The organism is Herbiconiux solani NBRC 106740 (assembly GCF_001571005.1).
GTDB lineage: Bacteria > Actinomycetota > Actinomycetes > Actinomycetales > Microbacteriaceae > Herbiconiux > Herbiconiux solani.
Genome location: NZ_BCST01000001.1, coordinates 396,256 through 416,984 on the forward strand (window position 1 = coordinate 396,256; position 20,729 = coordinate 416,984).

Annotated in this window: 21 protein-coding genes; 9 read left to right on the top strand and 12 right to left on the bottom strand. The window is 71.0% G+C overall.

Translation table 11 applies throughout. The features are described from left to right. Nucleotides 1-3 precede the first annotated feature (3 nt). From HSO01S_RS01920 to HSO01S_RS01930, 3 genes are read right to left on the bottom strand one after another with little or no spacing between them, the layout of a single operon-like run. The gene (locus HSO01S_RS01920; RefSeq protein WP_066038873.1) at nt 4-1,596 is read right to left on the bottom strand and encodes an ABC-F family ATP-binding cassette domain-containing protein; all 1,593 of its coding nucleotides are present in this window, start codon (nt 1,594-1,596) and stop codon (nt 4-6) included. A gap of 11 nt (nt 1,597-1,607) precedes the next feature. Next, the gene (locus tag HSO01S_RS01925; RefSeq protein ID WP_084361208.1) at nt 1,608-2,351 is read right to left on the bottom strand and encodes a uracil-DNA glycosylase family protein; all 744 of its coding nucleotides are present in this window, start codon (nt 2,349-2,351) and stop codon (nt 1,608-1,610) included. Further along, complete coding sequence (locus tag HSO01S_RS01930) at nt 2,348-2,557, bottom strand: DUF3072 domain-containing protein (RefSeq protein WP_066039124.1); 210 nt, start codon at nt 2,555-2,557, stop codon at nt 2,348-2,350. Before HSO01S_RS01930 ends, HSO01S_RS01925 begins: the two co-directional genes overlap by 4 nt. Before the next feature lie 190 nt (nt 2,558-2,747). On the opposite strand from HSO01S_RS01930, the gene HSO01S_RS01935 reads away from it, so the two are divergent. Next, entirely contained in the window at nt 2,748-2,960 is a 213-nt protein-coding gene (locus HSO01S_RS01935) for a hypervirulence associated TUDOR domain-containing protein (protein ID WP_066038874.1), read from the top strand. Nucleotides 2,961-3,015: 55 nt separating this feature from the next. Here the strand turns inward: HSO01S_RS01935 and HSO01S_RS01940 are convergent, their stop codons facing one another. From HSO01S_RS01940 to HSO01S_RS01950, 3 genes are all read right to left on the bottom strand, one after another. Further along, a complete protein-coding gene (locus tag HSO01S_RS01940) occupies nt 3,016-3,870 on the bottom strand; it encodes a hypothetical protein (RefSeq protein WP_066038875.1) in 855 nt (284 codons plus the stop codon). Nucleotides 3,871-3,977: 107 nt separating this feature from the next. Continuing rightward, entirely contained in the window at nt 3,978-5,006 is a 1,029-nt protein-coding gene (locus HSO01S_RS01945) for a TerC/Alx family metal homeostasis membrane protein (RefSeq protein ID WP_066038876.1), read from the bottom strand. A 166-nt stretch (nt 5,007-5,172) separates the two neighbouring features. Then, on the bottom strand, nt 5,173-5,715 hold the full coding sequence (locus HSO01S_RS01950) for an MmyB family transcriptional regulator (protein ID WP_157078845.1): 543 nt from the start codon (nt 5,713-5,715) through the stop codon (nt 5,173-5,175). 212 nt (nt 5,716-5,927) lie between these two features. Between HSO01S_RS01950 and HSO01S_RS01955 the strand changes: the two genes are divergently transcribed. Both HSO01S_RS01955 and HSO01S_RS01960 read left to right on the top strand, forming a co-directional pair. Beyond that, nucleotides 5,928-7,133: an MFS transporter gene (locus HSO01S_RS01955; protein ID WP_245635849.1), complete on the top strand. Its 1,206-nt coding sequence runs from the start codon at nt 5,928-5,930 to the stop codon at nt 7,131-7,133. 133 nt (nt 7,134-7,266) lie between these two features. Next, the gene (locus HSO01S_RS01960; protein WP_066038879.1) at nt 7,267-8,211 is read left to right on the top strand and encodes a helix-turn-helix transcriptional regulator; all 945 of its coding nucleotides are present in this window, start codon (nt 7,267-7,269) and stop codon (nt 8,209-8,211) included. On the opposite strand, the gene HSO01S_RS18560 is transcribed toward HSO01S_RS01960, so the two are convergent. From HSO01S_RS18560 to HSO01S_RS01975, 3 genes are all read right to left on the bottom strand, one after another. Continuing rightward, nucleotides 8,115-8,660, bottom strand: coding sequence for an MmyB family transcriptional regulator (locus HSO01S_RS18560; protein ID WP_157078846.1), 546 nt, complete (start codon nt 8,658-8,660; stop codon nt 8,115-8,117). The two genes, HSO01S_RS01960 and HSO01S_RS18560, sit on opposite strands and share 97 nt — an antisense overlap. A 9-nt stretch (nt 8,661-8,669) precedes the next feature. Beyond that, entirely contained in the window at nt 8,670-9,698 is a 1,029-nt protein-coding gene (locus tag HSO01S_RS01970) for a GlxA family transcriptional regulator (RefSeq protein ID WP_066038881.1), read from the bottom strand. A 116-nt stretch (nt 9,699-9,814) separates the two neighbouring features. Then, on the bottom strand, nt 9,815-10,627 hold the full coding sequence (locus HSO01S_RS01975; protein WP_084361210.1) for a helix-turn-helix domain-containing protein: 813 nt from the start codon (nt 10,625-10,627) through the stop codon (nt 9,815-9,817). A 140-nt stretch (nt 10,628-10,767) separates the two neighbouring features. On the opposite strand from HSO01S_RS01975, the gene HSO01S_RS01980 reads away from it, so the two are divergent. The 4 genes from HSO01S_RS01980 (at nt 10,768) to HSO01S_RS01995 (ending at nt 14,130) form a co-directional block, all read left to right on the top strand. Continuing rightward, nucleotides 10,768-11,937 carry an FAD binding domain-containing protein gene (locus HSO01S_RS01980; RefSeq protein ID WP_066038883.1) on the top strand — a complete coding sequence of 390 codons (1,170 nt, stop codon included), beginning with the start codon at nt 10,768-10,770 and terminating at the stop codon, nt 11,935-11,937. Between the two features lie 88 nt (nt 11,938-12,025). Next, nucleotides 12,026-12,307 carry a hypothetical protein gene (locus HSO01S_RS01985; protein WP_066038884.1) on the top strand — a complete coding sequence of 94 codons (282 nt, stop codon included), beginning with the start codon at nt 12,026-12,028 and terminating at the stop codon, nt 12,305-12,307. Continuing rightward, nucleotides 12,304-12,504, top strand: coding sequence for a hypothetical protein (locus HSO01S_RS01990; RefSeq protein WP_066038885.1), 201 nt, complete (start codon nt 12,304-12,306; stop codon nt 12,502-12,504). The genes HSO01S_RS01985 and HSO01S_RS01990 overlap by 4 nt, the downstream gene beginning before the upstream one ends. A 3-nt stretch (nt 12,505-12,507) precedes the next feature. Further along, a complete protein-coding gene (locus tag HSO01S_RS01995; RefSeq protein WP_084361211.1) occupies nt 12,508-14,130 on the top strand; it encodes an MFS transporter in 1,623 nt (540 codons plus the stop codon). On the opposite strand, the gene HSO01S_RS02000 is transcribed toward HSO01S_RS01995, so the two are convergent. Next, entirely contained in the window at nt 14,079-14,861 is a 783-nt protein-coding gene (locus tag HSO01S_RS02000) for an MIP/aquaporin family protein (RefSeq protein WP_066038886.1), read from the bottom strand. The two genes, HSO01S_RS01995 and HSO01S_RS02000, sit on opposite strands and share 52 nt — an antisense overlap. Before the next feature lie 280 nt (nt 14,862-15,141). Here HSO01S_RS02000 and HSO01S_RS02005 point away from each other — a divergent pair, with 280 nt between their 5' ends. Continuing rightward, nucleotides 15,142-16,221, top strand: a complete 1,080-nt coding sequence (locus tag HSO01S_RS02005) for a PucR family transcriptional regulator (RefSeq protein WP_169799914.1) — start codon at nt 15,142-15,144, stop codon at nt 16,219-16,221. A 68-nt stretch (nt 16,222-16,289) separates the two neighbouring features. Here HSO01S_RS02005 and HSO01S_RS02010 read toward each other — a convergent pair whose 3' ends face one another. Then, the gene (locus HSO01S_RS02010; protein ID WP_066038888.1) at nt 16,290-17,273 is read right to left on the bottom strand and encodes an alpha/beta fold hydrolase; all 984 of its coding nucleotides are present in this window, start codon (nt 17,271-17,273) and stop codon (nt 16,290-16,292) included. 137 nt (nt 17,274-17,410) lie between these two features. Between HSO01S_RS02010 and HSO01S_RS02015 the strand changes: the two genes are divergently transcribed. Continuing rightward, nucleotides 17,411-18,802, top strand: coding sequence for a glucose-6-phosphate dehydrogenase (locus HSO01S_RS02015; RefSeq protein WP_066038889.1), 1,392 nt, complete (start codon nt 17,411-17,413; stop codon nt 18,800-18,802). Nucleotides 18,803-18,865: 63 nt separating this feature from the next. On the opposite strand, the gene HSO01S_RS02020 is transcribed toward HSO01S_RS02015, so the two are convergent. After that, a complete protein-coding gene (locus tag HSO01S_RS02020; RefSeq protein WP_066039125.1) occupies nt 18,866-20,704 on the bottom strand; it encodes a glycoside hydrolase family 15 protein in 1,839 nt (612 codons plus the stop codon). Nucleotides 20,705-20,729: the final 25 nt, after the last annotated feature.

Below are 20,729 nucleotides of genomic sequence, written 5' to 3' on the forward strand. Positions count from 1 at the left end.
CGCTCAGAGCGCGCCGCTGGCCGCCTGCTCCGAGACCCGCGGGCTGCCGTCGAAGACGAGCAGACGGTCGGCGAGCTTGTCGACGAAGAAACGGTCGTGCGAGACAACCATCACCGCACCCGGGAAGTGCGTGAGCGCCCGTTCCATCACCTGGGTGCTCGTGATGTCGAGGTGGTTGGTCGGCTCGTCGAGCACGATCACGGCCGCTCCGGACAGCAGGCACTGGGCGATCGCGACGCGCGCCCGCTGGCCGCCGGACAGGGTGCCGATCTTCTGCTGCAGATCCGCATCCGAGAACTGGAGCATCGCCAGGAACCGGGCGACGCTCTTCTTCGTCGCGCTGAACGCGAGCGAGTCCGGGTAGGCGTTCACGGCGTGGCCGACCGAGTCGGCGAGATCGAGCTCGGCGTAGACGCGGTTGTACGAGACGAACCGGGCGCCCTTCGCCCAGCGCACCTGCCCGGCATCCGCCTCGGTCTCGCCGGTCAGCACGTCGAGGAGCGTGGACTTGCCCGATCCGTTCGAGCCCAGCACCGCCACCCGGTCACCGCGGTGCAGGCTGAAGCTCAGATCTTCGAACAGGGGCGCCCCACCGAAGCCCTTCGTGAGCTTCACGACCTCGAGCAGGTCGTTGCTCACCCGGAGCCCGCCGTAGATGTCGGTGATGATCTGGTCGATCGGCCGCGGTGCCTGCCGCTTCTTGATGTCGGCGAGCCTCCGGGCCACCGCGTTCGCGGGGTTCCGTGCCGCCTCGCGCCGCGCCGTGCTCGCCGCCTGCTCGTAGGCCAGCAGCTCCTCTTCGTGCGCGAACTGCCGCTCGAGCATCTTCAGCCGCGACTGCTTGGCGTGCACATAGGCCGAGTAGTCGCCCTCGTACTCCTGCAGGCGGTAGTTCTCGATCTCGACGATGCGGGTGACGACCCCGTCGAGGAACTGGCGGTCGTGCGTGACGACGAGCACGGCGCCCTGGTAGCGGGCCAGCCAGTTCTCGATCCAGCGCACCCCATCGAGGTCGAGGAAGTTCGTCGGCTCGTCGAGCAGCAGTACGTCGGGCGACTGGATGAGGATCTGCGCGAGCGCAGCGCGGTTGCGCCAGCCGCCGGAGAGGCGGTCGACCGGCAGTGCCCTCCGCTCCTCGTCGAAGCCGAGGCTGGTGAGCACGGTGTCGATGGCGTTCTCGAACGACCAGCCGTCGATCGCATCCATCCGCTCGAAGAGCTCGCCCTGCTCGGTGAGCAGTGCGGTCATCGCGGCGTCGTCCATCGGCACCGCGAGCTGCTCGCCGATCGCGTCCAGTCGCGCCTGGGTCTCGTGCACGGCGGCGAAGTGGTCGTTCAGGATGTCACGGATGCTGCGATCCCCGTCGAGCTCGGAGAACTGCGAGAAGTAGCCGATCGTCGTGCCCAGGGTCACGTCGACGGTGCCGCTCGTCGGTTCCTGACGGCCGAGCACCAGCTCGAGGAGGCTGGACTTGCCGGTGCCGTTCTTGCCGATCAGCCCGATCCGGTCACCCGGCCGGAGCTTCAGGAAAGCCTCCCTCAGCACGGGGCGGCCGTCGAATTCGAGGGAGACGTCGTTCAGGCGGATCAGACTCACGGAGGTCCAGCCTACGGGGGGCCGGGAGCACCGGGGTCGCGGCCGGTTTCCTCCCCGGCTTGCTTTCCGACTTCCTCGCCGGCCGACGCGCCGGCACCGGGATGGCCCGGCCCCCGATCGCCGTCGAGCGCCGAACGGACCAGCGTCGCGAGTCTCGGAGCCGTCTCGGCCTCGAACCAAGGGTTGCGGGCACGCCAGCCGAGCGTGAGCGGCGAGGGATGCACGATCGGGAAGTAGGGCAGGTAGGTCTCGGCCGCCCGCACGGTCTCGGTGAGCCCCATGCCGCCGCGCCGGCCCAGGTAGTGACGCTGGGCGTAGGCGCCGATCAGGATGGTCAGCCGCACCTGGGTGAGCTGCTCGAGCACGAGTGGATGCCAGGTGTCGGCGAAACCGGACCGCGGCGGCAGGTCGCCGCTCGGCGCCTTACCCGGGTAATAGAAGTCCATCGGGAGGATCGCGAGGTTCGACGGGTCGTAGAACTCTTCGTCGGTGAGGCCGAGCCAGGAGCGAAGCCGGATGCCGCTGGGGTCGTTCCAGGGGATCCCGGTCTCCTGCGCCCGCCGGCCGGGAGCCTGGCTGATGATGAGCACCCGAGAGTGCTCGGAGGCGACGAACAGCGGCGCGTAACCGGCCTCGCGGGCCCAGGCGTTGGACTCGTGGGACGCGACCTCGCGCCGCAACTCGTCGAAGACGGAGGGAACCGCCTCTGCAGGCCCGCGCCGGCCCTCAATATCCTCCGGCGCGGCCTGGCTCACTGACCGCGGCCCGTGAGCTTCTGCAGGCGGTCGATGTGCTCGGAGGCCTCGGCCTTGGTGAGGTCGGCGGGGAGCTCTTCGCCGGCCTCGCGGAGCAGAGTATCGAGGTAGCTCTTCTGCGGACCGGTCATCGGCTCGTCTCCGGTGACCCAGTCTTCGGGGTCTTTGCTGGCCGAGGACGAGTCGGGGCCGGAGCCGCCGAGCATCTCGACGTCAGGGGCCTCGGCGATCTGCTCGCTCTCGGAGAAGGATTCGGGTGCGCCGTCGGCCTGCGCGGGGGACTTGTCGTGTGCATCGCTCATGCCCGGAACCCTACGCCGGGCCACCGACACCGGCATCGGCCGCCAAGCAGGAGTCGGGCACCGGGAGCCGCCCACCAGGAGTACGGTCGCCCGCATGAGCGAGAATCCATCCCGCGGAGACAAGGTCTCCTGGAAGACGCACGCCACCGAGACCACCGGCACCGTCGAGAAGAAGATCACCGACGACACCGAGGCCGCGGGCCGGACCGTCAGGGCCAGCGACGACGACCCGCAGTTCCTGGTGAAGAGCGACAAGACCGGCAAGGAGGCCGTGCACAAGCCGGACGCGCTCCGCCCGGAGGACTGAGCCCGCCGCCGGGGCGACTGAACAAGCGACCCGAGCGACCGGATCGACTAGCGGATCAGCGCCCGAAGAGGTCGTCCAGTCCCGGCAGCGAGAATCCCGACGCGAGGTCGGAGAGCTGGCCGCCGGCGCCCGAGACCTGCTCGCCGAGACCCGAGACCGCGTCGCCCGCGGTTCCGGCGAACTCCCCGGCCTCGGCGGAGAGCCCGCCCGTGAGATCGCCGAGCCCGCCCGTCAGCGCCTCGAGGTCGACCCCGGAGGCGAGCGCGTCGAAATCGACGCCGAGCCCCGCGGCCTGCTCGAGCAACGGGCCGCCCACGGCGCTCAAGGCGGCGCCGCCTGCGACCGTCGCCAGCACACCGCCGGCCGCGAGTCCGGCACCGGCGAGTGCTCCGCCCGCCAGCCCGGCACCCGCCAGACCAGCACCACGGCCCAGCCCCCCACGGCCCGCACCGCCACCGCTCACACCATCACGGCCCGAGCCGCCACCCTGCCCGGCGCGTGCGAGCAGCCCTTTGAGGAACCCCGGTCGCGCGACCTCGGTGCGGGTCGCCGCCCGCGCGAGATCGTCGGCTCCGGCGGAACGCGGCTGCTCGTGCGGCGGGAGCTCGGCCCGCATCCGCTCCTGGACCACGGCACGTTGCGCCGGGGTGAGGCGAGCGAACGCCTCCCGGTGCACCTGCTCGATCTGCTGCGGTTCGGCGGTGCGGAGGAGGTAGTCGTACCGAGCGATGGCCTGCCGGTCGGCCGCATCCGGGACCGCCTCGCGCGTGGGCTGAACGGGCGCTTGCCGGTGAGCCGGCTGGCTTGCTGACTGGTGGGCCGGCCGGTGCGCCGACCCGCCCTCCTGCCGGGCCGCGGCCGAGTCGAGGGCCTTCTGGGCCAGTCCGAGAAGTCGGGCGAACGTGCTCATGCGAGATCCTTTCGGGTCGAGAGTTCGGGTCGAGAGTTCGGGTCGAGAGTTCGGGTCGAGGGTTCGGGTCGAGAGTTCGGGTCCAGGGTCGGGGAGGATGCCCCAGTTCAGTGCTCGCGCGGCTGAGCGGCCTCGATCGGCTCGCCCTGCACCCGGTCGCGGTCGCCGCGATCCCGGTCGCCGCGGGTCTTCGCCAGGCTCGCGATCGTGGCGACGGCGATCGTCGCGCCGATGAACAGCAGCGAGAACCAGATCGGGATCTCCGGGATCCACAGCACCGGCTCACCGCCGTTGATGAAGGGCAGCTCGTTGACGTGCAGCGCGTGGAAGACGAGCTTGACGCCGATGAAGGCCAGGATGACGGCGAGCCCCTGCGCGAGGTAGACGAGACGCTCGAGCAGGCCGCCGATCAGGAAGAACAGCTGCCGCAGGCCCATCAGCGCGAAGGCGTTCGCGGTGAACACGATGTAGGCCTCGTTCGTGAGGCCGTAGATCGCCGGGATGGAGTCGACCGCGAAGATCAGGTCGATGAAGCCGATCGCGATGATCGTGAGGAACATCGGGGTGAGGAAGCGCTTGCCGCTCTTCTTCACGGTCAGCTTGTCGGCGTTGTACTCGTCGCTCACCGGCAGGATGCGGCGCACGAAGTTCATGAACCTACCGTTGGCCGGGTCGGACTCGTGGCTGCTGAAGGCCTGGCGGTAGGCCAGGAACAGCAGCAGCGCGCCGAACAGGTAGAAGATCCAGGAGAGGTTCTCGATCAGCGTGGCGCCGACCGCGATGAACCCGCCGCGGAGGATCAGCGCGATCACGATGCCGATCATCAGCACCTTCTGCTGGTACGCCTTCGGAACCGCGAACCCGGTCATCACCAGCAGGAACACGAACAGGTTGTCGATCGACAGCGCCTTCTCGGTGAGGTAGCCGGCGAAGTACTCGCCGCCGAAGTTCCACCCCGAGACCACGCCGATCCCCACGCCGAACAGCAGGGCGAGCCCGATGTAGAAGGCCGACCAGCGGGCCGACTCGGCGATCGTGGGTTCGTGCGGCTTCCGCACGTGCGCGAAGAACTCGTAGACGAAGAACGCGATGGTGACGAGGATCGTGATGATCCAGATCAGGGGTGTGACCTGCATGGAGGTACTCCAAAGGGGTTGGCGAACAGATGACGCCAAGGTCTCCTCCACCCCGACCGAAGCCGGAACCGATGACCCGGGATGCTGCATCGCATCCGTACTGACGGGCTCATCGCGTGGGAGTACTCCCCTTGATGAGACCAGCCTACCCCATGAGCCGGATCGGCTACGACTCCGACAGCCCCGTCGTGAGTTCCGAGAGCCGCTGCAGGGACACCCGGGACGACTCGTCCGCCGGCCGCATGACCACCAGGGTGTACTCGTTCTGATCCGGGATGCGGAGGTCTTGATAGCGCAGCCGGACCGGCCCGACCGCCTCCACGCGATAGGTCAGGACCGCATCCCCCTGGTCGGCCGCCGGCTCGGCCCAGGCACCGGCGAACCGGCCGCTGCCGGCCTCGAGCTCCCCGACCAGGTCGAGGAACTGCGCGTCGGCCTCGTGCCGGTCGAGGGAGTCGCGGAGAGCCGTCGTGACGGCCTGGGCGATCTCGGGCGAGGCCGGGCGGCCGTCGATCACGTCGGACTCCACGAAGGTCCTGCGGGCGAGGTTCACGCCTTCCACGAAGGCCGGCGACACGGCACGGGCGAGCGCGTTGGAGGCGATGACGTCGAGGTGCCGGTCCCGCACGAAGGCAGGAGTCCCCGACCAGGAGTCGATGAGCTCGCGGAGATCGGCGGGAAGTCCCGCCGTGATGTCGTCGTCGGCCACGGGCATCACTGTAGTCGCGTCCCCGCGGCGGGCGAGGGGCTGGGATGAGGACTCGACATTCGTCGGATCAGGTGTCGACTTCCATCCGAGCCGGGGTGCTCCCCCGTGCTCTACGGTCGGAGGACGAGCGGGCGGCCGATCCGGGGCATCCGGATGCGGCGGACCGCCCCGAGACGAGAGGCCGACGGCAGATGGCGGAGACCACGCATCAAGTGAGGGCACGTCCCTCGGTGCAGCACGCGGCCGGCTTCTGGATCGTGGCCGCATCCTTTCTGCTGGTGATGGCGTACTCGACCGTGCCCACTCCCCTCTACCCGCTCTACCAGCAGCAGGACGGCTTCCCCGCCTTCGTGATCACGGCGATCTTCGCCGCCTACGCGGTGGGCGTGATCGTCAGCCTCTATCTCGCCGGGCACGTGAGCGACTGGCTCGGCCGCCGCCGCGTGCTGGTGATCGCCGTGCTGATCTCGGCCCTGTCGGCCGTGATGTTCATCCTCTGGACCGAGGTGCCCGGCCTCCTGGTGGCGCGGTTCGTCAACGGCGCGAGCATCGGCATCCTCACCGCCACCGCGACGGCCCACCTCAGCGAGCTCCGCTCGATCGCCCGGCCGGACGAGAACGCTCTGGTCGCCGCCTCGGTCTCGGGCGCGGCCAACCTCGGCGGGCTCTCGCTCGGGCCGCTGATCGGCGGGCTGTTCGCCGAGTACCTGCCCGACCCCCTGATGCTGCCGCACATCGTCTTCCTCGTGCTGCTGATCGTGGCGGCGGTGCTGCTGCTGCTCGTGCCCGAGACGGTCGACCGGCCGGACGACCCGCCGCGCTACCGGCCCCAGCGTCTCTCGGTTCCGGCGGGGGCGCGGCGACCCTTCCTGATCGCCGCGTTCGGCGCCTTCTCCGGGTTCGCCGTGCTCGGGCTCTTCACCTCGCTCGCCCCCACCTTCCTCGGCACGACCTTCATGGCCCGCGACCACCTGCTCGCCGGCGCCACCTCCTTCTCGGTGTTCGCGGCCGCCGCGGCCGGTCAGCTCCTCCTCGCCCGGCTCCGGATGCCGCTCCAGCTGGCCATCGCCATCGCGGCCTGCGCGACCGGTCTCGTGCTCGTCGCGGCCGGCGCCATCCTGCCCGAGATCGTCGTGTTCATCGCTGGCGGCGTGATCGCGGGGCTCGGGGTGGGCCTGCTGTTCAAGGGCGCGGTCGGCACCACTGTCGCTCTGGCCGACCCGGCCCGGAAGGGCGAGACGCTGTCCCTGATCTTCCTGGTCGCCTACTCGGGGCTCGCGATCCCCGTGCTGATCGTGGGCGCCGCGCTCACCTTCGCACCGGCGGCGAGCGTGCTCCTGGTCTTCGTGCTGATCGTGCTGGTCGCGACGGTGACCGCGGGCGTGCTGATGCGCCGCCGCGCTCTCGCGACGGGCTGACCACCGCACCTGAGCGAGGACATGTCCGAAACCGGACCATTCACGGCCCGATCGGTCTCACACGCGGCACGAGCGACGTTCGAGAATCAAATAGGATTTTTCTCGGACCAACGACTCGAGGAGACAGCAGGCCGTGGGCAGTTCCAGCAACCAGCTCGGAGACTTCCTCCGCGCGCGTCGCGAGCAGGTGCAGCCGGAAGAGGTCGGACTCCCCCGCGGACCGGGCCGACGGGTGCCGGGACTGCGGCGCGAAGAGGTCGCGAGCCTCGCCGGCATCAGCCCCGACTACTACCTCCGGATCGAGCAGGGTCGCGACCGCCGGCCCTCCGACCAGGTAGTTCGAGCCTTGGCCCGTGCACTCCGGATCGACTCCTCGGGCCGCACCTACCTGCTCCGGCTGGCCAGGCCACGGCCCTACCTCCAGGCGGTCACCCGCGACTACTCCGTGAGCGACGGCGTCCTCCAGCTCCTCAACCAGTGGTCGCACACGCCCGCCTACGTCACGGACGCGAACCTCGACGTGCTCGCCTCGAACGGCCTCGGCCGGTTGATCGCGCCCGGGTTCCACGTGCCCGGAACCAATCTGATCGAGATGGCCTTCGAGCACTACGGGATCACGATGGCGGATATCGCGATGCTCGACGACGACGAATCCCAGACCATCCGGCGCGACTGGGAGCAGGTGCTGCGCGAGATGATCTCCTCGCTCCGGTTCCAGGGCGACCCCGACGATCCCCGCTTCCAGGAGATCGTGGGCCGGCTCTCGACCCGGCACCTGATCTTCCGGCGCGTCTGGGGCGAGCATGCCGCCCAGCCGCAGACCGGAGGCGTCAAGCGCGTCGACATTGCGCCTTTCGGCTGGGTCGACTTCCGCTGGCAGACACTCGAGATCCCCCGCCCGGGCCGCCAGTACCTCACGACGTTCTCGGGCGAGCCCGGGTCGCAGGCAGCCGCGGCGATCGCCTACCTGTCGGCCCGGCTTCAGGCCGGACGGTCCGAGTCCGCGGTCTCGCCGAGTGCGCGGAGCGCCGACCGAGACGACGAGTCGCCCGAGCCGAGGACGATCACCGTCTCCTGACCCTCTCCAGGCACCCGGAACAGGGTGTAGCGGAGCTCGACGTCGCCCGCGGTGGTGCCGAGGAAGATCGCCCGGCCGGTCCGCCGCACCGGCAGCGGCTCCTCCGCCCAGGTCACCGAGAAGGCTCGGCTCCGGGCCGAGAGCTCGCCGATGACCTCGTGGAACGCGGCGTCCTCGTCGCCCTCCTCGAGGGCTTCCTTCAGCATGCCCGCGAGCTGGCGGGTGATGGGCCCCCAGAGCCCGACCTCCAGATCGAGCTCGGGGTCGAGGAAGGCGAAGCGCACCAGGTTGACCCCGGGAACGAATCCGGGCGTGAGCGCCTTCGCGAGGCGGTTGGACTCGACCACGGTCAGATGACGGTCGATCAGAACGGCCGGGACATCCGACCAGGAGGACAACAGGCTCTGGGGCCGCTCTGCCCCGTCACCCGGGTTCGCAGTTCCTGTCATGCCGCCAATCTACCGGCGGGCCACCAGGACGGGCGTGGCCGCGCCAGGGCCCCCTTCGCGCCTGGTCGACTGGAACCGGCGCTGGTATTCGGACGGCGTGATGGTGAACCGGGCGACGAACGCCCGGCGCAGCGCCACCGGGGTCGAGTAGCCCGCCGAGGCGGCGGCCTCGGCCACGGTCGCCCCGGAGTCGAGGTAGGAGACGGCGAGATCCAGTCGCAATGACCCGACGTATTCGATCGGGGACATGCCGACCTCGTCGCGCATCATCCGGTTCAGGTGCCGCACGCTCACATTCGCCCGAGCGGCCAGACCGCTCGCCGTGTACGGCCGCGAGGGATCCTCCGCCACGTGTTCGGTGACGAGCTTGACCAGAGGCGTGCGGGCCACCGGCCCCGAGAGCAGGGCCGAGAACTGCGACTGGTTGCCGGAGCGCTTCATGTGCACCAGGAGCAGCTGTGCCACGGCACGCGCGACCTCCGCCCCGTGGTCCTCCTCGAGCAGGGCCAGCGCGAGATCGATGCCGGCCGCCACCCCGGCCGAGGTGTAGACGTCTCCGTCGCGGATGAAGATGGCCTCCGGATGCAGCTCCACCCGGGGGAAGCGGGCGGCGATCTGCGACGTGAACTTCCAGTGCGTGGTCGCGGCGCGGCCGTCGAGGAGGCCGGTGGCCGCGAGCGCGAACGCTCCGGTGCAGACGCCCGCGACCCGGCGTGCGCGGCCCGCGAGCCGGCGAACCGCCTCGAGGAGCCGGTGGTCGGCGAAAACCGTGAGAGCGCTCTCCGTTCCGGGAACGATGAACGTGTCGATCTCGCCCGCGTCCTCGACGGACGCGTGCACGCCCACCCGCACCCCCATCGACGTGACGACGTCCTCCCCGTCGAGGGAGAGCATGACGATCTCGTAGCCGGGGCTGCGCTGTCCGGCCTCGAAGAACACTTCGGCGGGCCCGGCGAAGTCGAGCATCTTCACCTGGTCGAACAGGAGGATGCCGATCCGGGGGCGCCCGGTGGAGGGGGACTCGACCGCCGTGGTCATGCCGCACCTCGCATCCGGATCGCGGATCGGGCATCCGCGCCACCCCTATTTGGAGTGGAAGCTCCATTAAAGCGCTAAATGCTTCCCGAGTCACTAAGTAGTTGCGACAGGACCAGTCAGAGCGCCATCAGGTAGGCCAGGGCTGCTGCGCCCGGCGTGCCCGGCTCGGCGAAGAAGACCGTCAGCGCGCTGCCACGGCGACTCGGCACCGCGAGGCTCTGGTAGCGGAGGTCGATCGCCCCCACCCCCGGGACGTCGAATCGGATGAATCCGTCGCCGAGCGGGCGGGCGTCGTGCCGGGCCCAGAGGTCGGCGAACTGGTCGTCCTCAGCGGTCAGCCGGGCCACGAGGCGGTGCAGGGCCGGATCGGCGGGGTCGCTCTGGAAGCGCAGCGCCGCGACCAGCCGGGCGGCGGATTCCTCCCAGTCGGGCGCGAAGCTCCTCGCCTCGTCGGTGAACCAGCACTGCACCATGTTCTGGCCCGGGTCGAGCCGGCCCTGCCCGAGCCGCCTGGCCAGCACGTTGGAGGCGACGACGGTCTGCAGGCCGTCGGTGACGAACGCCGGGTTCTGCACCCAGTGGTCGACGACGTCCGCGACCTCGACGGGGCCCTGAGCGCGGGCGGTCTCGTCCGAGACCAGGGCGCCGCTCTCGGCCTCCGCGAGCCGGAAGAGGTGTTCGACGGCGAAGTCGTCCAGCCGCAGCACGGTGGCCAGGGCGAGCAGCACCTGCTCGGAGGGGTGACGGTCGCGTCCCTGCTCGAGACGGTGATAGTAACCCGGGCTCACTCCGGTCAGCGCGGCGACCTCGTCGCGCCGCAGACCGCTCACCCGTCGGCCCGGTTCACGCGGGATCCCGGCCTCCTCGGGCGTGACGAGCGCGCGCCTGGCCCTGAGGTACTGGCTCAATGCCGAACCACCGGTTCCCATGATCCCCTTTCCGCCGCCGAGCCTACGGGAGCCCGGACGACGGCGACCCTCGAGTGCCCCTGAGACGGCTAGGACGGGGGCCGATCGCTTCCGACGTCTGTAGCAGGTCGAGAGTGCACCGCCCGGCTAGTCTCGGCCCCATGAAACAGACCCAGCGGCTCGACATCGGCATCGTCGGCGGATCGATCGGGGGCCTCTTCGCGGCCTCCCTCCTGGGCAGAGCCGGTCACCGGGTCACCGTGCTGGAGCGCTCCCGCACCGGTCTCGCCAGGCGCGGGGCCGGGCTCGTGGCCCAGCAGGAGTTGTACGACCTGCTCCGCCGGGTCGGCCGGGACGACGCCGCCCGGGTCGGCGTGGTGGCGCACGAACGGATCACCGTCGACCTCGCCGGCCATGTCCTGCACCGCGATCCCACGCCGCAGACCCAGCTCTCCTGGGACACCCTCTACGAGGTGCTGCTGTCCCTGCTGCCGTCCGGCTCCTACCTGCTGGATCACGCGGTCACTGCGGTGCACTCGACCGAGCACGCGGCGATCGCCGAGCTGCACGACGGACGGCGGCTCTCCTTCGACCTGATCATCGGCGCCGACGGCCTGAACTCGGTGACCCGGGAGGCGGTGGCGCCGGATCACAAGGACAACAGCTACGTCGGCTACGTCACCTGGCGCGGGCTCATCCCGGAGAGCGCCCTCCCCGCCGACGCGGCCGAGGCGCTGCTCGGCCGGTTCGCGTTCTACACCGGCCCGGGCGCCCACATGCTCGGCTACCCGGTCCCGGGGTCGCAGGGCGAGATCGACCCGCCCGGGCGGCGCTACAACTGGGTCTGGTACCGCCCGCTGCCGGCACGCGAGCTCGAAGGGCTCGTCGTGCGGTCCGGGCGCCCGCCCGGCAGCGTCTCGCTCGCTCCCGGCGACCTGCCCGCCGAACTGCGCCAGGAACTGGTCGAGGCCGCGGGGGCGCAGTTGCCCCCGGCCTTCGCCGCCGCGGTGGCTGCCGAGCCCGAGCCCTTCCTCCAGGCGATCTTCGACTACCTGCCGCCGCGGATGGTGCGCGGCCGGGTCGCCCTGCTCGGCGATGCCGCGGTCATGGTGCGGCCGCACACGGCCATGGGGGCGGCGAAAGCCGCGGGCGACGCCATCGCCCTCACCGACTACCTCGACGCAGCGGACCTGCCGGAGGCCCTCACCCACTACGAACGGAATAGGCTGCCGATCGGGCGCTCGATCGCCGACTACGGCCGGCGACTCGGCGAGACGCTGCCGCTCACGGGCCTCCCGCCCGCGACCACCGGCCGAACCGCCCGCGTCTGAACCGCCCGCCCCTGGCCGCCCGCTCCCCCGCCGCGCCGCTTCATCCGCTCCACCGCCCCACCGCTCCACCCCAGAAAGGACACACACCATGCACGCCCCTGAGGACCTCACTCCCGGCGCACGCCGCACCCTCGACCAGATCGAGTACCACCCCACGACCCACAACCTGGGCTGGCACGACCTCGTCGTCATGCTCGAGGAGGTCGCCGACGTCGAGAAGAGCCACGGCGGCGAGAAGATCGTCGTGAAGCTCGGCAACCTGCGCGAGGAGTTCACCCGCCCCGAGGGCACCCCGGTCGACGAGCAGACCGTGCTGACGCTGCGCCGGATGTTCAAGGAAGCCGGTTTCATCGAGGGAGGGAAGGCATGAGCCTCCCGAGCGACCCCGACCAGAGCGGCATCGAGTTCGCCGGCGTCGAGACCGATCCTGTCCCCGACGGCGCCATCCTCGAGGAGGCCATCCCGAACGACGCGGATGCGATCGAACCCGGGCCCTCAGAAGACGAAGGCGGCGAGGACGACCCCGGCGAGGGGGCCCGCCGACCCGGCACCGGCGCGCCGGTCTGATCGATGACGGCGTTCTCCCCCCTTCGGAACGCCGCGTTCCGGGCCCTCTGGCTCGCCGGGATCGTCAGCAACATCGGCGCCTGGATGCAGACCGTCGGCGCCCAGTGGCTGCTGGTCGAGCAGGACAGCCCCACCTGGCTGGTCGCGCTCGTGCAGACGGCCGCGTCCGTGCCGGTGCTGCTGCTCGCCATCCCGGCGGGGGTGCTCGGCGAGTTCGTGAACAAGCGCGTCCTGCTCATGGTCGTGCAGACCGGCCAGCTCGTGGTCGTCGCCCTCCTCACGGTCCTGACGGTGATGGATGCCGCCTCGCCGGCGGTCCTCCTGGGCCTGACGGTGGTGCTCGGCGTGGGCTCCGCCCTGCAGCTGCCCGCCTACCAGGCCATCGTCCCCGAGATCGTGCCGAAGAAGGACATCTCGGACGCGGCCTCGCTGTCCTCGATCGGCGTGAACGTCGCGCGGGCGCTCGGTCCGGCCGCCGCGGGGCTCGTGGTCGCCCAGTTCGGTGTGGCCGCGGTGTTCGCCCTGAACGCCGCGAGTTTCGCGGTGTTCGTCCTGACCCTGTTGTTCTGGCGAACCTACAAGCCGGTGCGCGCGCGTCCGGAGACCTTCGCCGAGGCGACCGTGGCCGGGGTGCGGTACGTGATCAACTCGCCGGTGATCCGGGGGATGTACCTACGACTGGCGCTGTTCCTGCTCCCCGCCAACGGGATCTGGGCGCTCCTGCCGCTCGTCGCGCACGACGGGCTGAACCTGGGCTCGGCCGGCTACGGCATCCTGCTGGCCGCGCTCGGGGCCGGGTCGATCGCCGGCGCCTTCGCGCTCCCGGCCGCCCGGAGGGTCCTGGGCACGAGCCGGCTCGTCACGATCTCCGTCGTGGTCTTCGGTGCCGCCAGCATCCTGCTGCCCTGGGCGCCGGCGCTCTGGTCGGCGTCGCTCGTGCTGCTGCTGGCAGGAGCGGCCTGGCTGGGTGTGATCGCGACCATCAACGGGAGCGTCCAGTCGTTCCTGCCTCCGTGGGTGCGCACCCGCGGTCTGTCGATGTACCAGCTCGTGCTCTACGGCGGCACGGCCCTCGGTTCGGTACTGGTCGGGGCTGCCGCGCAGGCCTTCGGTCTCACGGCGACCCTCGTGGTCTGCGGCGTGCTGATCGTGGCCGTCGCGGGGTCACTCCTCGTGCGGCCCCTGCCGAGCACGGCGGGGATCGGCCGCGAGATCGTGCCGCTGCCCCTCACCGACCTGCCCACCGTGCCGGCCGAGAAGGTGGATGACGCCGACGAGGTCCTCGTGCTGGTGCGCTACACCGTTCCGGAGGCCGACCGTCCCCGGTTCCGCGAGCAGATGGTGCTGGTCGAGCAGAGCCGCAAGCGCACGGGGGCCCGGCGCTGGCAGCTCTACGACGACCACGAGGACGCCGCGGTGCTGGTCGAGGCCTTCACGGTCGGCTCCTGGCAGGAGCACCTCAACCAGCACGCCGACCGGCTCACCGAGTACGACAGCGCCCAGCTCGAGGCGGCGCGGAGATTCAGCACCGTGGAGCCGGCCGTCGATCACCTCATCGCTGTGCCGCCCGCCCCTCACGAACGAGGCGCGGCGGCCTCCTCCCGCGGTGCGAAGAGCCGCGGGTAGAGCAGCGCGGCGATCGCGGCGCCGACGAGCGGGAACAGGATGAACACCCAGACCTGACCGAGCCAGTCCGGTCCGCCGAAGATCGCGGTCGCGATCGAGCGGGCCGGGTTGATCGACGCGTTGTCGATCGGCAGCGCCACGAACAGCATCGACGTCAGGGTGAGGCCGATCACGAGGGGGGCCAGCGGGGTCCCCTTCGTGGGGTGGGTCGCGGCGAGCACGACGAACACGAGCACGGCGGTCGCGATGAGTTCGACCGCCGCCACCGGCAGCAGGTCGTAGAGGCCCGGCGAGAGCGCGCCGAAGCCGTTCGAGGCGAATCCGCCCGCCACCGCGGTGTCGAGCGTGCCGCCCTGGGCGCCGGAGAGCAGTCCGTACACGGTCGTGGCACCCGCGAATCCGCCGAGCAGCTGGGCGATGACGTACAGCGGAACGAGCCCCCACGGCAGACGGCCGGCGATCGCCGTGCCGAGGGTCACGGCGGGGTTGAAGTGACCGCCGGAGATCGGGCCGAAGGCGAACCCGCCCGCCGTGACGGCGAGCCCCAGGGCCAGAGCGACCCCGAGGAGGCCGGTTCCCGGCTGATCGGCGTGGCCGTTCGAGTCCGGCGAGGTCAACAGGGCCGCCCCGATCAGCCCGAAGACGAGGAGGAACGTCCCGGCGAATTCGGCGGCGGCCCGGGAGGCCGGGCGGGAGGCGGCGGGGAACGGTCGGTTCTGCGGATTCGTCATCCGGCCAGGGTACGGAGGGCTCCGCGGTGGCGGATCGGACGGGCGTCGGAACTCCGCTGGACGATCCGAGCAAGGCCTGATCCGCGGAACGGCGGGCTCGGAGCCCTTCCCGCCGGCCTGGATCCGGGTCGCGCCTCCGGTTCAGCGAAGGTGACACAGTCAGGACCACGCGGCCGAGGACACCTCGAACCTAGGCTCGTGCCTGCCAGGGGGTTTACCCGAGACCGAGGATGTGGAGCCGAGAATGGATCTTCAGCACGTCGAGATGGATCTTCAGCACGTGACGGACGAACTCGTGGCCGGGATCAGCCGGCCGGTGGCGCTCGTGGGCGGAGACGACCGCCCGATCGCCGTGAGCGGAAAGGCGCGTCCGGGAGCCCGGGTCAGGGCCACGATCCCGATCCGCGGCCGGGAGCGGGACATCGCCTCCTTCCGCCTGTTCGACGACGGCACCCAGCCGATCAGCGCATCCGACTATGCCCTGCTCGACGCCGCGTCGAGCATGGTGCGCGACCTGCTCGACGTGCCTCCGGGCGAGACCGGCGCCCGGATCGGGGCGGCCGGGCAGATCCTCCCGTCCGAGACGGTCCGGACGAGCGTGCCGGATCGCGAGACGATCCAGCACCAGCTGCTCGACGACGACGAGGCGGTCCGCCGCCAGGCCTTCCAGATCGCGGTGCGCAACCGCTGGGTCGACCGGGCGGCCAAGACGGCCGTCCGCGCCGTCCTGCTCGACCCGTCCGTCGGCACCGTGCGCCGGCTGGCCCTCGCGCGGAACATCGCGTCGACCTCCCACACGAACACCCTCTTCATCGGCGAGGTCGACGGCTGCCTGCACTTCCTCACCCGCGATCCCGAGGCGGATGCCGGCCTGGACGAGCGGGTCGCCGCCCTCGCGGCCCGGTTCGGCGCGACAGTCACCGCGATCGGCGCCTCCGTCGTCACGTCCGGCGACGCCGACCTCGCACCCGCGGCCCGGCAGGCCCGATCGGCCGCCGAGCTGACCGCCGCGCTGCCCGAGCTGCAGCCGGTCGGCTGGTACGAGCAGCTCGGACACTGGGTGCTGCTCAGCCAGATCGCTCCGGGATCCGTGCGGATGGCGGAGATCTCCCCCGCCGCCGAGGTGCTCTACCGGCCCGGCAACGAGGTCTACCGCGAGACGGTCGAGGCTTATCTGGATGCAGCGGGCCGCAACAGCGTCGCCTGCGAACGGCTGCACATCCACCGCACCACGCTGTACTACCGGCTCGACAACGCTCCCGCCGTGGTGCGGGAGGCGCTCAAGGACGGCTTCAGCCGCAGCAGCCTTCACCTGGCGATCAAGCTGCACCGGCTGTGGAGTGTCGCGGGCGCGGTCTGACCCGCCCCGGGCATCCGCTTGCCGGCCTGCCGGGACCCGTCTGGCCCGCTCCGTAACCGCTGGCCCGCTCAGGACCCGTCGGCCGACCCGGACCGGGTGAAGGCCCGCCAGAGCACCTTCGCGTGCTCGCGTTTGGCCCGCTCCACACCGTCCTCGTCGCCGCGCAGTGAGCTGACCCACTCGGCGACCCGGCTTCCGGACGCGCTGAGCAGCAGGGCGATCCCGCCGCGCTGCGCTTCCGGAACCCGCGCCTCCTCCGACGACATCCGGCCCCGCGGGGCGAGGTCGTCGTCGATCAGGCCGAGAGTGAGCTTCGCCACCCCGACCGCGTGGGCGTTGATGATCGAGTGCGCCGCCCCCTCGATCTCCCAGGCGATCGCGTTGCGCGCTCGCTTCCGGAGCCGGTCGTGGAAGCGCCGGGTCGAGGAGCGGTCGTACTGCCCGCGGATCAGGAGGATCTGGGCCTCGGGCAGCCGTATCCGCTCGCTGATCCGGTAGCGCATCATGTATGGCAGCACGGTCAGGAAGTAGACGAAGCCGCAGAGGATGTACGCCGAGAGCGCGGTCAGGGCCAGGTGCACCGTCTCGTGCACCGCCGAGCGGGCGAAGCGCACGGCCTGGGCCGGCAGCGAGGGCGCGGACTCGTCGATCACGGGGCTGACCAGCACGCCGTGCGCGTACTCGGGGTGACGGATGAGAAGCTCGGTGACCACCTGAGTGCCCATCGAGTGCCCGATCAGGACCGGGTGCCGGATGCCGTAGTGCGCGATCACCCCCTCGACCTGGTCGGCGAAGAATCCGGTCGAGGGCTGGCCGTGCGGTCGCGGCATCCCGGCGAACCCCGGCAGGTCGAGTGCGTAGACGTCGCCGCGCTCGGCCAGCACCGGAGCGAGGAACTCGAAGTAGGTCGAGGCGACCCCGATCCCGGCGACGAGCACGAACGAGGCCGCGTCGTCGGCACTGTCGGTCGTGATCCTCGTGACGCGCGTCGCCACGCCGTCGGTGCGCACGCGGTCGACGTCGATCGAGAACGGGTCGGCGGGCTGGCTCATCCCCCAAGCCTGCCAGGAGAACGGCCGGCAGGGTGAGCGGTCGGTGGGGTGAACGGCGATGCACGAGCCGATCGACGGGGATCTGGTTAGGGTCGGAAGTGGCCGGCGGCACTCGAGCCGCCCCCGCAGGAGGAACGATGAGCGACCAGCCCGGCATCCCCGACGCCGAGTCCATCACCCCTGAGGCGCGGACGATCGCGATCCTCGGGGCCAACGGCGATCTCACCGAACGGCTGTTGCTGCCCGGGCTCGGCCAGGTGGTCGACGCGGGCCGCGGGATCGAACTCACCATCCTCGGAGCCGCGCGCACCCCGCAGTCCCGCGACGACTGGAAGGCGAAGGTGCGCCTGAGCCTCGAGACGGCCGGTGTCTCCGCGCGCACCGTCGACGACCTCGTCTCCCGCACCGACTTCATCCGCACCGACGCCACCGACCCGGCGGAGCTGAAGGCGCTGCTGGACGCCTGCCCGTCCTCCCCCGTGCTCTACATCGCGCTGCCGCCCGCCGTCGGGCACAGCATCGCCGACGCGCTCGCGCAACTCGAGCTGCCCGACGACCTCCTGGTCGCGATCGAGAAGCCGTTCGGCGACGACCTGGCCGACGCCGAGGCGCTCAACCGCGCGCTCGCCGCCGTCATCCCGGACGACCGGCTCTGGCGGATGGACCACTTCCTCGGCAACGAGACCGTGCTCGGGATGCTCGGCCTGCGCTTCGGCAACCGCCTGCTCGAGTCCGGCTGGAGTGCCGCCGACATCGACAAGGTCGAGATCGTCTACGACGAGGAGCTCGGTCTCGAGGGCCGCGCCGCCTTCTACGACACGACCGGTGCGCTCCGCGACATGCTGCAGAGCCACCTGCTGATGGTGCTCGCCCTGACCGCGATGGAGCGGCCGGACGCCATCACCCCCGAAGCCGTTCACGACCGGATGGCCGAAGTCCTCGGTCAGGTGCGGCTCTGGCGCGACGATCCCTCCACCGCTCGCCGCGCCCGGTACACGGAGGGCCGGATCGGGGAGCGCTTCTTCCCCTCCTACGTCGACGAGCCGGATGTGGACGCCTCGCGCGGCACCGAGACGCTCGCCCAGCTGCTGCTGCAGGTCGACGTGCCGCGCTGGCAGGGCGTGCCGTTCGTGCTGCGATCGGGCAAGGCGATCGGGGAGCCCCGGGCCGAGGTGGCCGTGCACTTCCGCGACTCCCCGGTGCCGACCGGCCTCGAGGCCGCCGGTCCGACGGTGCTCCGGATGTCGCTCCGCGGCGGGGACGTCGATCTCGATCTCGTGGTGACCGGGGGCGACGAGCCCGGCCGGCTGCGACGAATCCCGCTCACGGCCAGCCCCGGCAAGGCCGAGCTCGGCGCCTACGCCCAGGTGCTCGCCGGCCTGCTGCAGCGCGACACGCTGCTGTCGGTGCCGGGCCACGTGGCCGAGCAGTGCTGGCGGATCGTCACCCCGGTGCTCACCGCCTGGGCGGCCGGGGAGTCGCCCCTCGAGGAGTACCCGGCCGGCAGCGGCGGTCCCACCGACTGGTGAGCCCCGCCGCCTGGTGAGCCCCGCTTCCGGGTGAGCCCCGCCGACCGCTGATGCCGGCGGGCGCTATTCGCCCCGCCGTGCCTCGGCGATCGCGGTCGCCGCGTTCACCAGGGCGAGGTGGCTGAGCCCCTGGGGCAGGTTGCCGAGGAACGCGCCCCCGGTGGGATCGATCATCTCGGAGAACAGACCGACATCATTCGCCGAGCCGATGAGCGCATCCATCCGCTCGTCGGCCTCGGTCAGCGAACCGAGTTCGGCGAGCGACTGGGCCAGCCAGAAGCCGCAGGCCACGAACGAGCCTTCCTCCTCGTTTACTCCGGTGTAGCGGTAGACGTGCGGACCCACCGCGAGCTCGTCGCGGATCCTCTCGACCGTCGCGCGCATCCGCTCCTCCGGGCCGAATCCCGTGGTGGTGTGCAGCAGCACCGAGGCGTCGAGCGCGGTCGATCCGGGGTACATCACGTAGGCCTGACGCTTCTCGGACCAGCCGTGGCGGGCGATCCACCGCTCGATCAGGCGGAGGTTCTTCTTCCAGCGCGCGAGCGACTCGGGGGCCGGCGCGATCTCGCCGAGCTCGGCGAGCCGGCAGGCGTCGTCGAGTGCGCGCCAGCAGCCGATCTTGCTCGTGGTGTAGTGCCGCTTCTTCGGCAGCTCCCACATGCCTGAATCCTTCGACTCCCACATCCGGCAGGCGTTGTTGGCGAACTGCTCCAGCAGCACGCCCGTGTTGCCGTCGAGGATGTTGCCGGCCTCGACGTACTGCCGCATCACCCCGAGCACGTCCGCGTAGACGCCGAGCTGCAGCTGACCGGAGGCGGGGTTGCCGACCCGCACCGGGCCGATCCCCCGCCAGCCGGCGGCCGCGGTCTTCTCGACCCCGCCCGGAGTCCGGCCCTGGAGGGTGTAGAAGATGCCGAGCTCCTGATGGCGCTTCATGGTGGTGAGCACCCAGGAGACCGCGGCGTGGGTCTCCTCGCGGAGCCCGAAGTGCGTCAGAGCGCCGACGGTGTAGGAGAGGTCGCGCACCCAGGCGAACCGGTAGTCGTAGTTCTTCTTCCCGTCCGCGTTCTCAGGAAGTCCCGTCGTGGCCGCCGCCGCGATCGCACCGGTGGGTGAGTAGATCAGGAGCTTCAGCGCCAAGGCACTGCGGTGGACCGCCTCGGCCCAGGGGCCGTCGTAGCGGAAGACGGTCGACCAGTTCGCCCAGTTCTCGATCGTGCGATCGATCCCCTGGTCGACGATGTGCGGGTCGGGCAGGTGGATGGGCTCGTCATCGGTTCCGCAGAGCGCGATCAGGTGGCGGGAGCCGGCGGTGGTCGTGAAAGCGCCCTCGAAGCGGCGCGGACCGTCGGACGGGCCGAACACGGGCGATCCGTCCGAAGCCTCTGTGCTCGCCGGCGTGTGCGGGTCGGTGCGCCCGTGCTCGAAGCCCACGAGCACCAGGTCGATCGTGCCGACCTTGAGGACCGGGCCGTGCAGCGTCTCGATGCGCTGCACCTCGCCCTCGGCGAACAGCCCGCCTGGCGCGACCTCCCAGGTGAAGTCGACCTGACCGCTGATCCCCTCGACCCGTCGGGCGAGTTCGGCCCAGGGCAGACGGCCGGCGACGCCGGTGACCAGCGCATCCGTCACCACCGCCTCGCCGGTGGGCGTGTGGAACGTCGTCCGCAGCACGTTGGTGCCGGGCACGTACTCGCGCCGCGACTCGAACGGGCCGACCGGGCGCATCGAGACGTGGCCGCCGCGCTCCGCATCGACCAGCGCCGCGAAGACGGGCGAGGAGTCGAGCGCCGGCATCGGCAGCCAGTCGATGCACCCGTCCCGCGCGACCGCCGCGACCGTGCGGCCGTCGCCGATCACCGCGTAGCCGCGGAGGTCGGCGTAGCCGTCGGTGCGTTCCAGCCGACCGCCGGCATGGGAGGGCCCG

Coding starts and splice junctions, on each gene's coding strand:
- HSO01S_RS01945 (WP_066038876.1), bottom strand. CDS start 5,006: ATGCAGGTCACACCCCTGATCTGGATCATCACGATCCTCGTCACCATC.
- HSO01S_RS18560 (WP_157078846.1), bottom strand. CDS start 8,660: ATGACAGGAACTGCGAACCCGGGTGACGGGGCAGAGCGGCCCCAGAGC.
- HSO01S_RS02010 (WP_066038888.1), bottom strand. CDS start 17,273: ATGAGCCAGCCCGCCGACCCGTTCTCGATCGACGTCGACCGCGTGCGC.
- HSO01S_RS01930 (WP_066039124.1), bottom strand. CDS start 2,557: ATGCTCGGCGGCTCCGGCCCCGACTCGTCCTCGGCCAGCAAAGACCCC.
- HSO01S_RS01975 (WP_084361210.1), bottom strand. CDS start 10,627: ATGGGAACCGGTGGTTCGGCATTGAGCCAGTACCTCAGGGCCAGGCGC.
- HSO01S_RS01970 (WP_066038881.1), bottom strand. CDS start 9,698: ATGACCACGGCGGTCGAGTCCCCCTCCACCGGGCGCCCCCGGATCGGC.
- HSO01S_RS01980 (WP_066038883.1), top strand. CDS start 10,768: ATGAAACAGACCCAGCGGCTCGACATCGGCATCGTCGGCGGATCGATC.
- HSO01S_RS02015 (WP_066038889.1), top strand. CDS start 17,411: ATGAGCGACCAGCCCGGCATCCCCGACGCCGAGTCCATCACCCCTGAG.
- HSO01S_RS01940 (WP_066038875.1), bottom strand. CDS start 3,870: ATGAGCACGTTCGCCCGACTTCTCGGACTGGCCCAGAAGGCCCTCGAC.
- HSO01S_RS01935 (WP_066038874.1), top strand. CDS start 2,748: ATGAGCGAGAATCCATCCCGCGGAGACAAGGTCTCCTGGAAGACGCAC.
- HSO01S_RS01985 (WP_066038884.1), top strand. CDS start 12,026: ATGCACGCCCCTGAGGACCTCACTCCCGGCGCACGCCGCACCCTCGAC.
- HSO01S_RS02000 (WP_066038886.1), bottom strand. CDS start 14,861: ATGACGAATCCGCAGAACCGACCGTTCCCCGCCGCCTCCCGCCCGGCC.
- HSO01S_RS01990 (WP_066038885.1), top strand. CDS start 12,304: ATGAGCCTCCCGAGCGACCCCGACCAGAGCGGCATCGAGTTCGCCGGC.
- HSO01S_RS01995 (WP_084361211.1), top strand. CDS start 12,508: ATGACGGCGTTCTCCCCCCTTCGGAACGCCGCGTTCCGGGCCCTCTGG.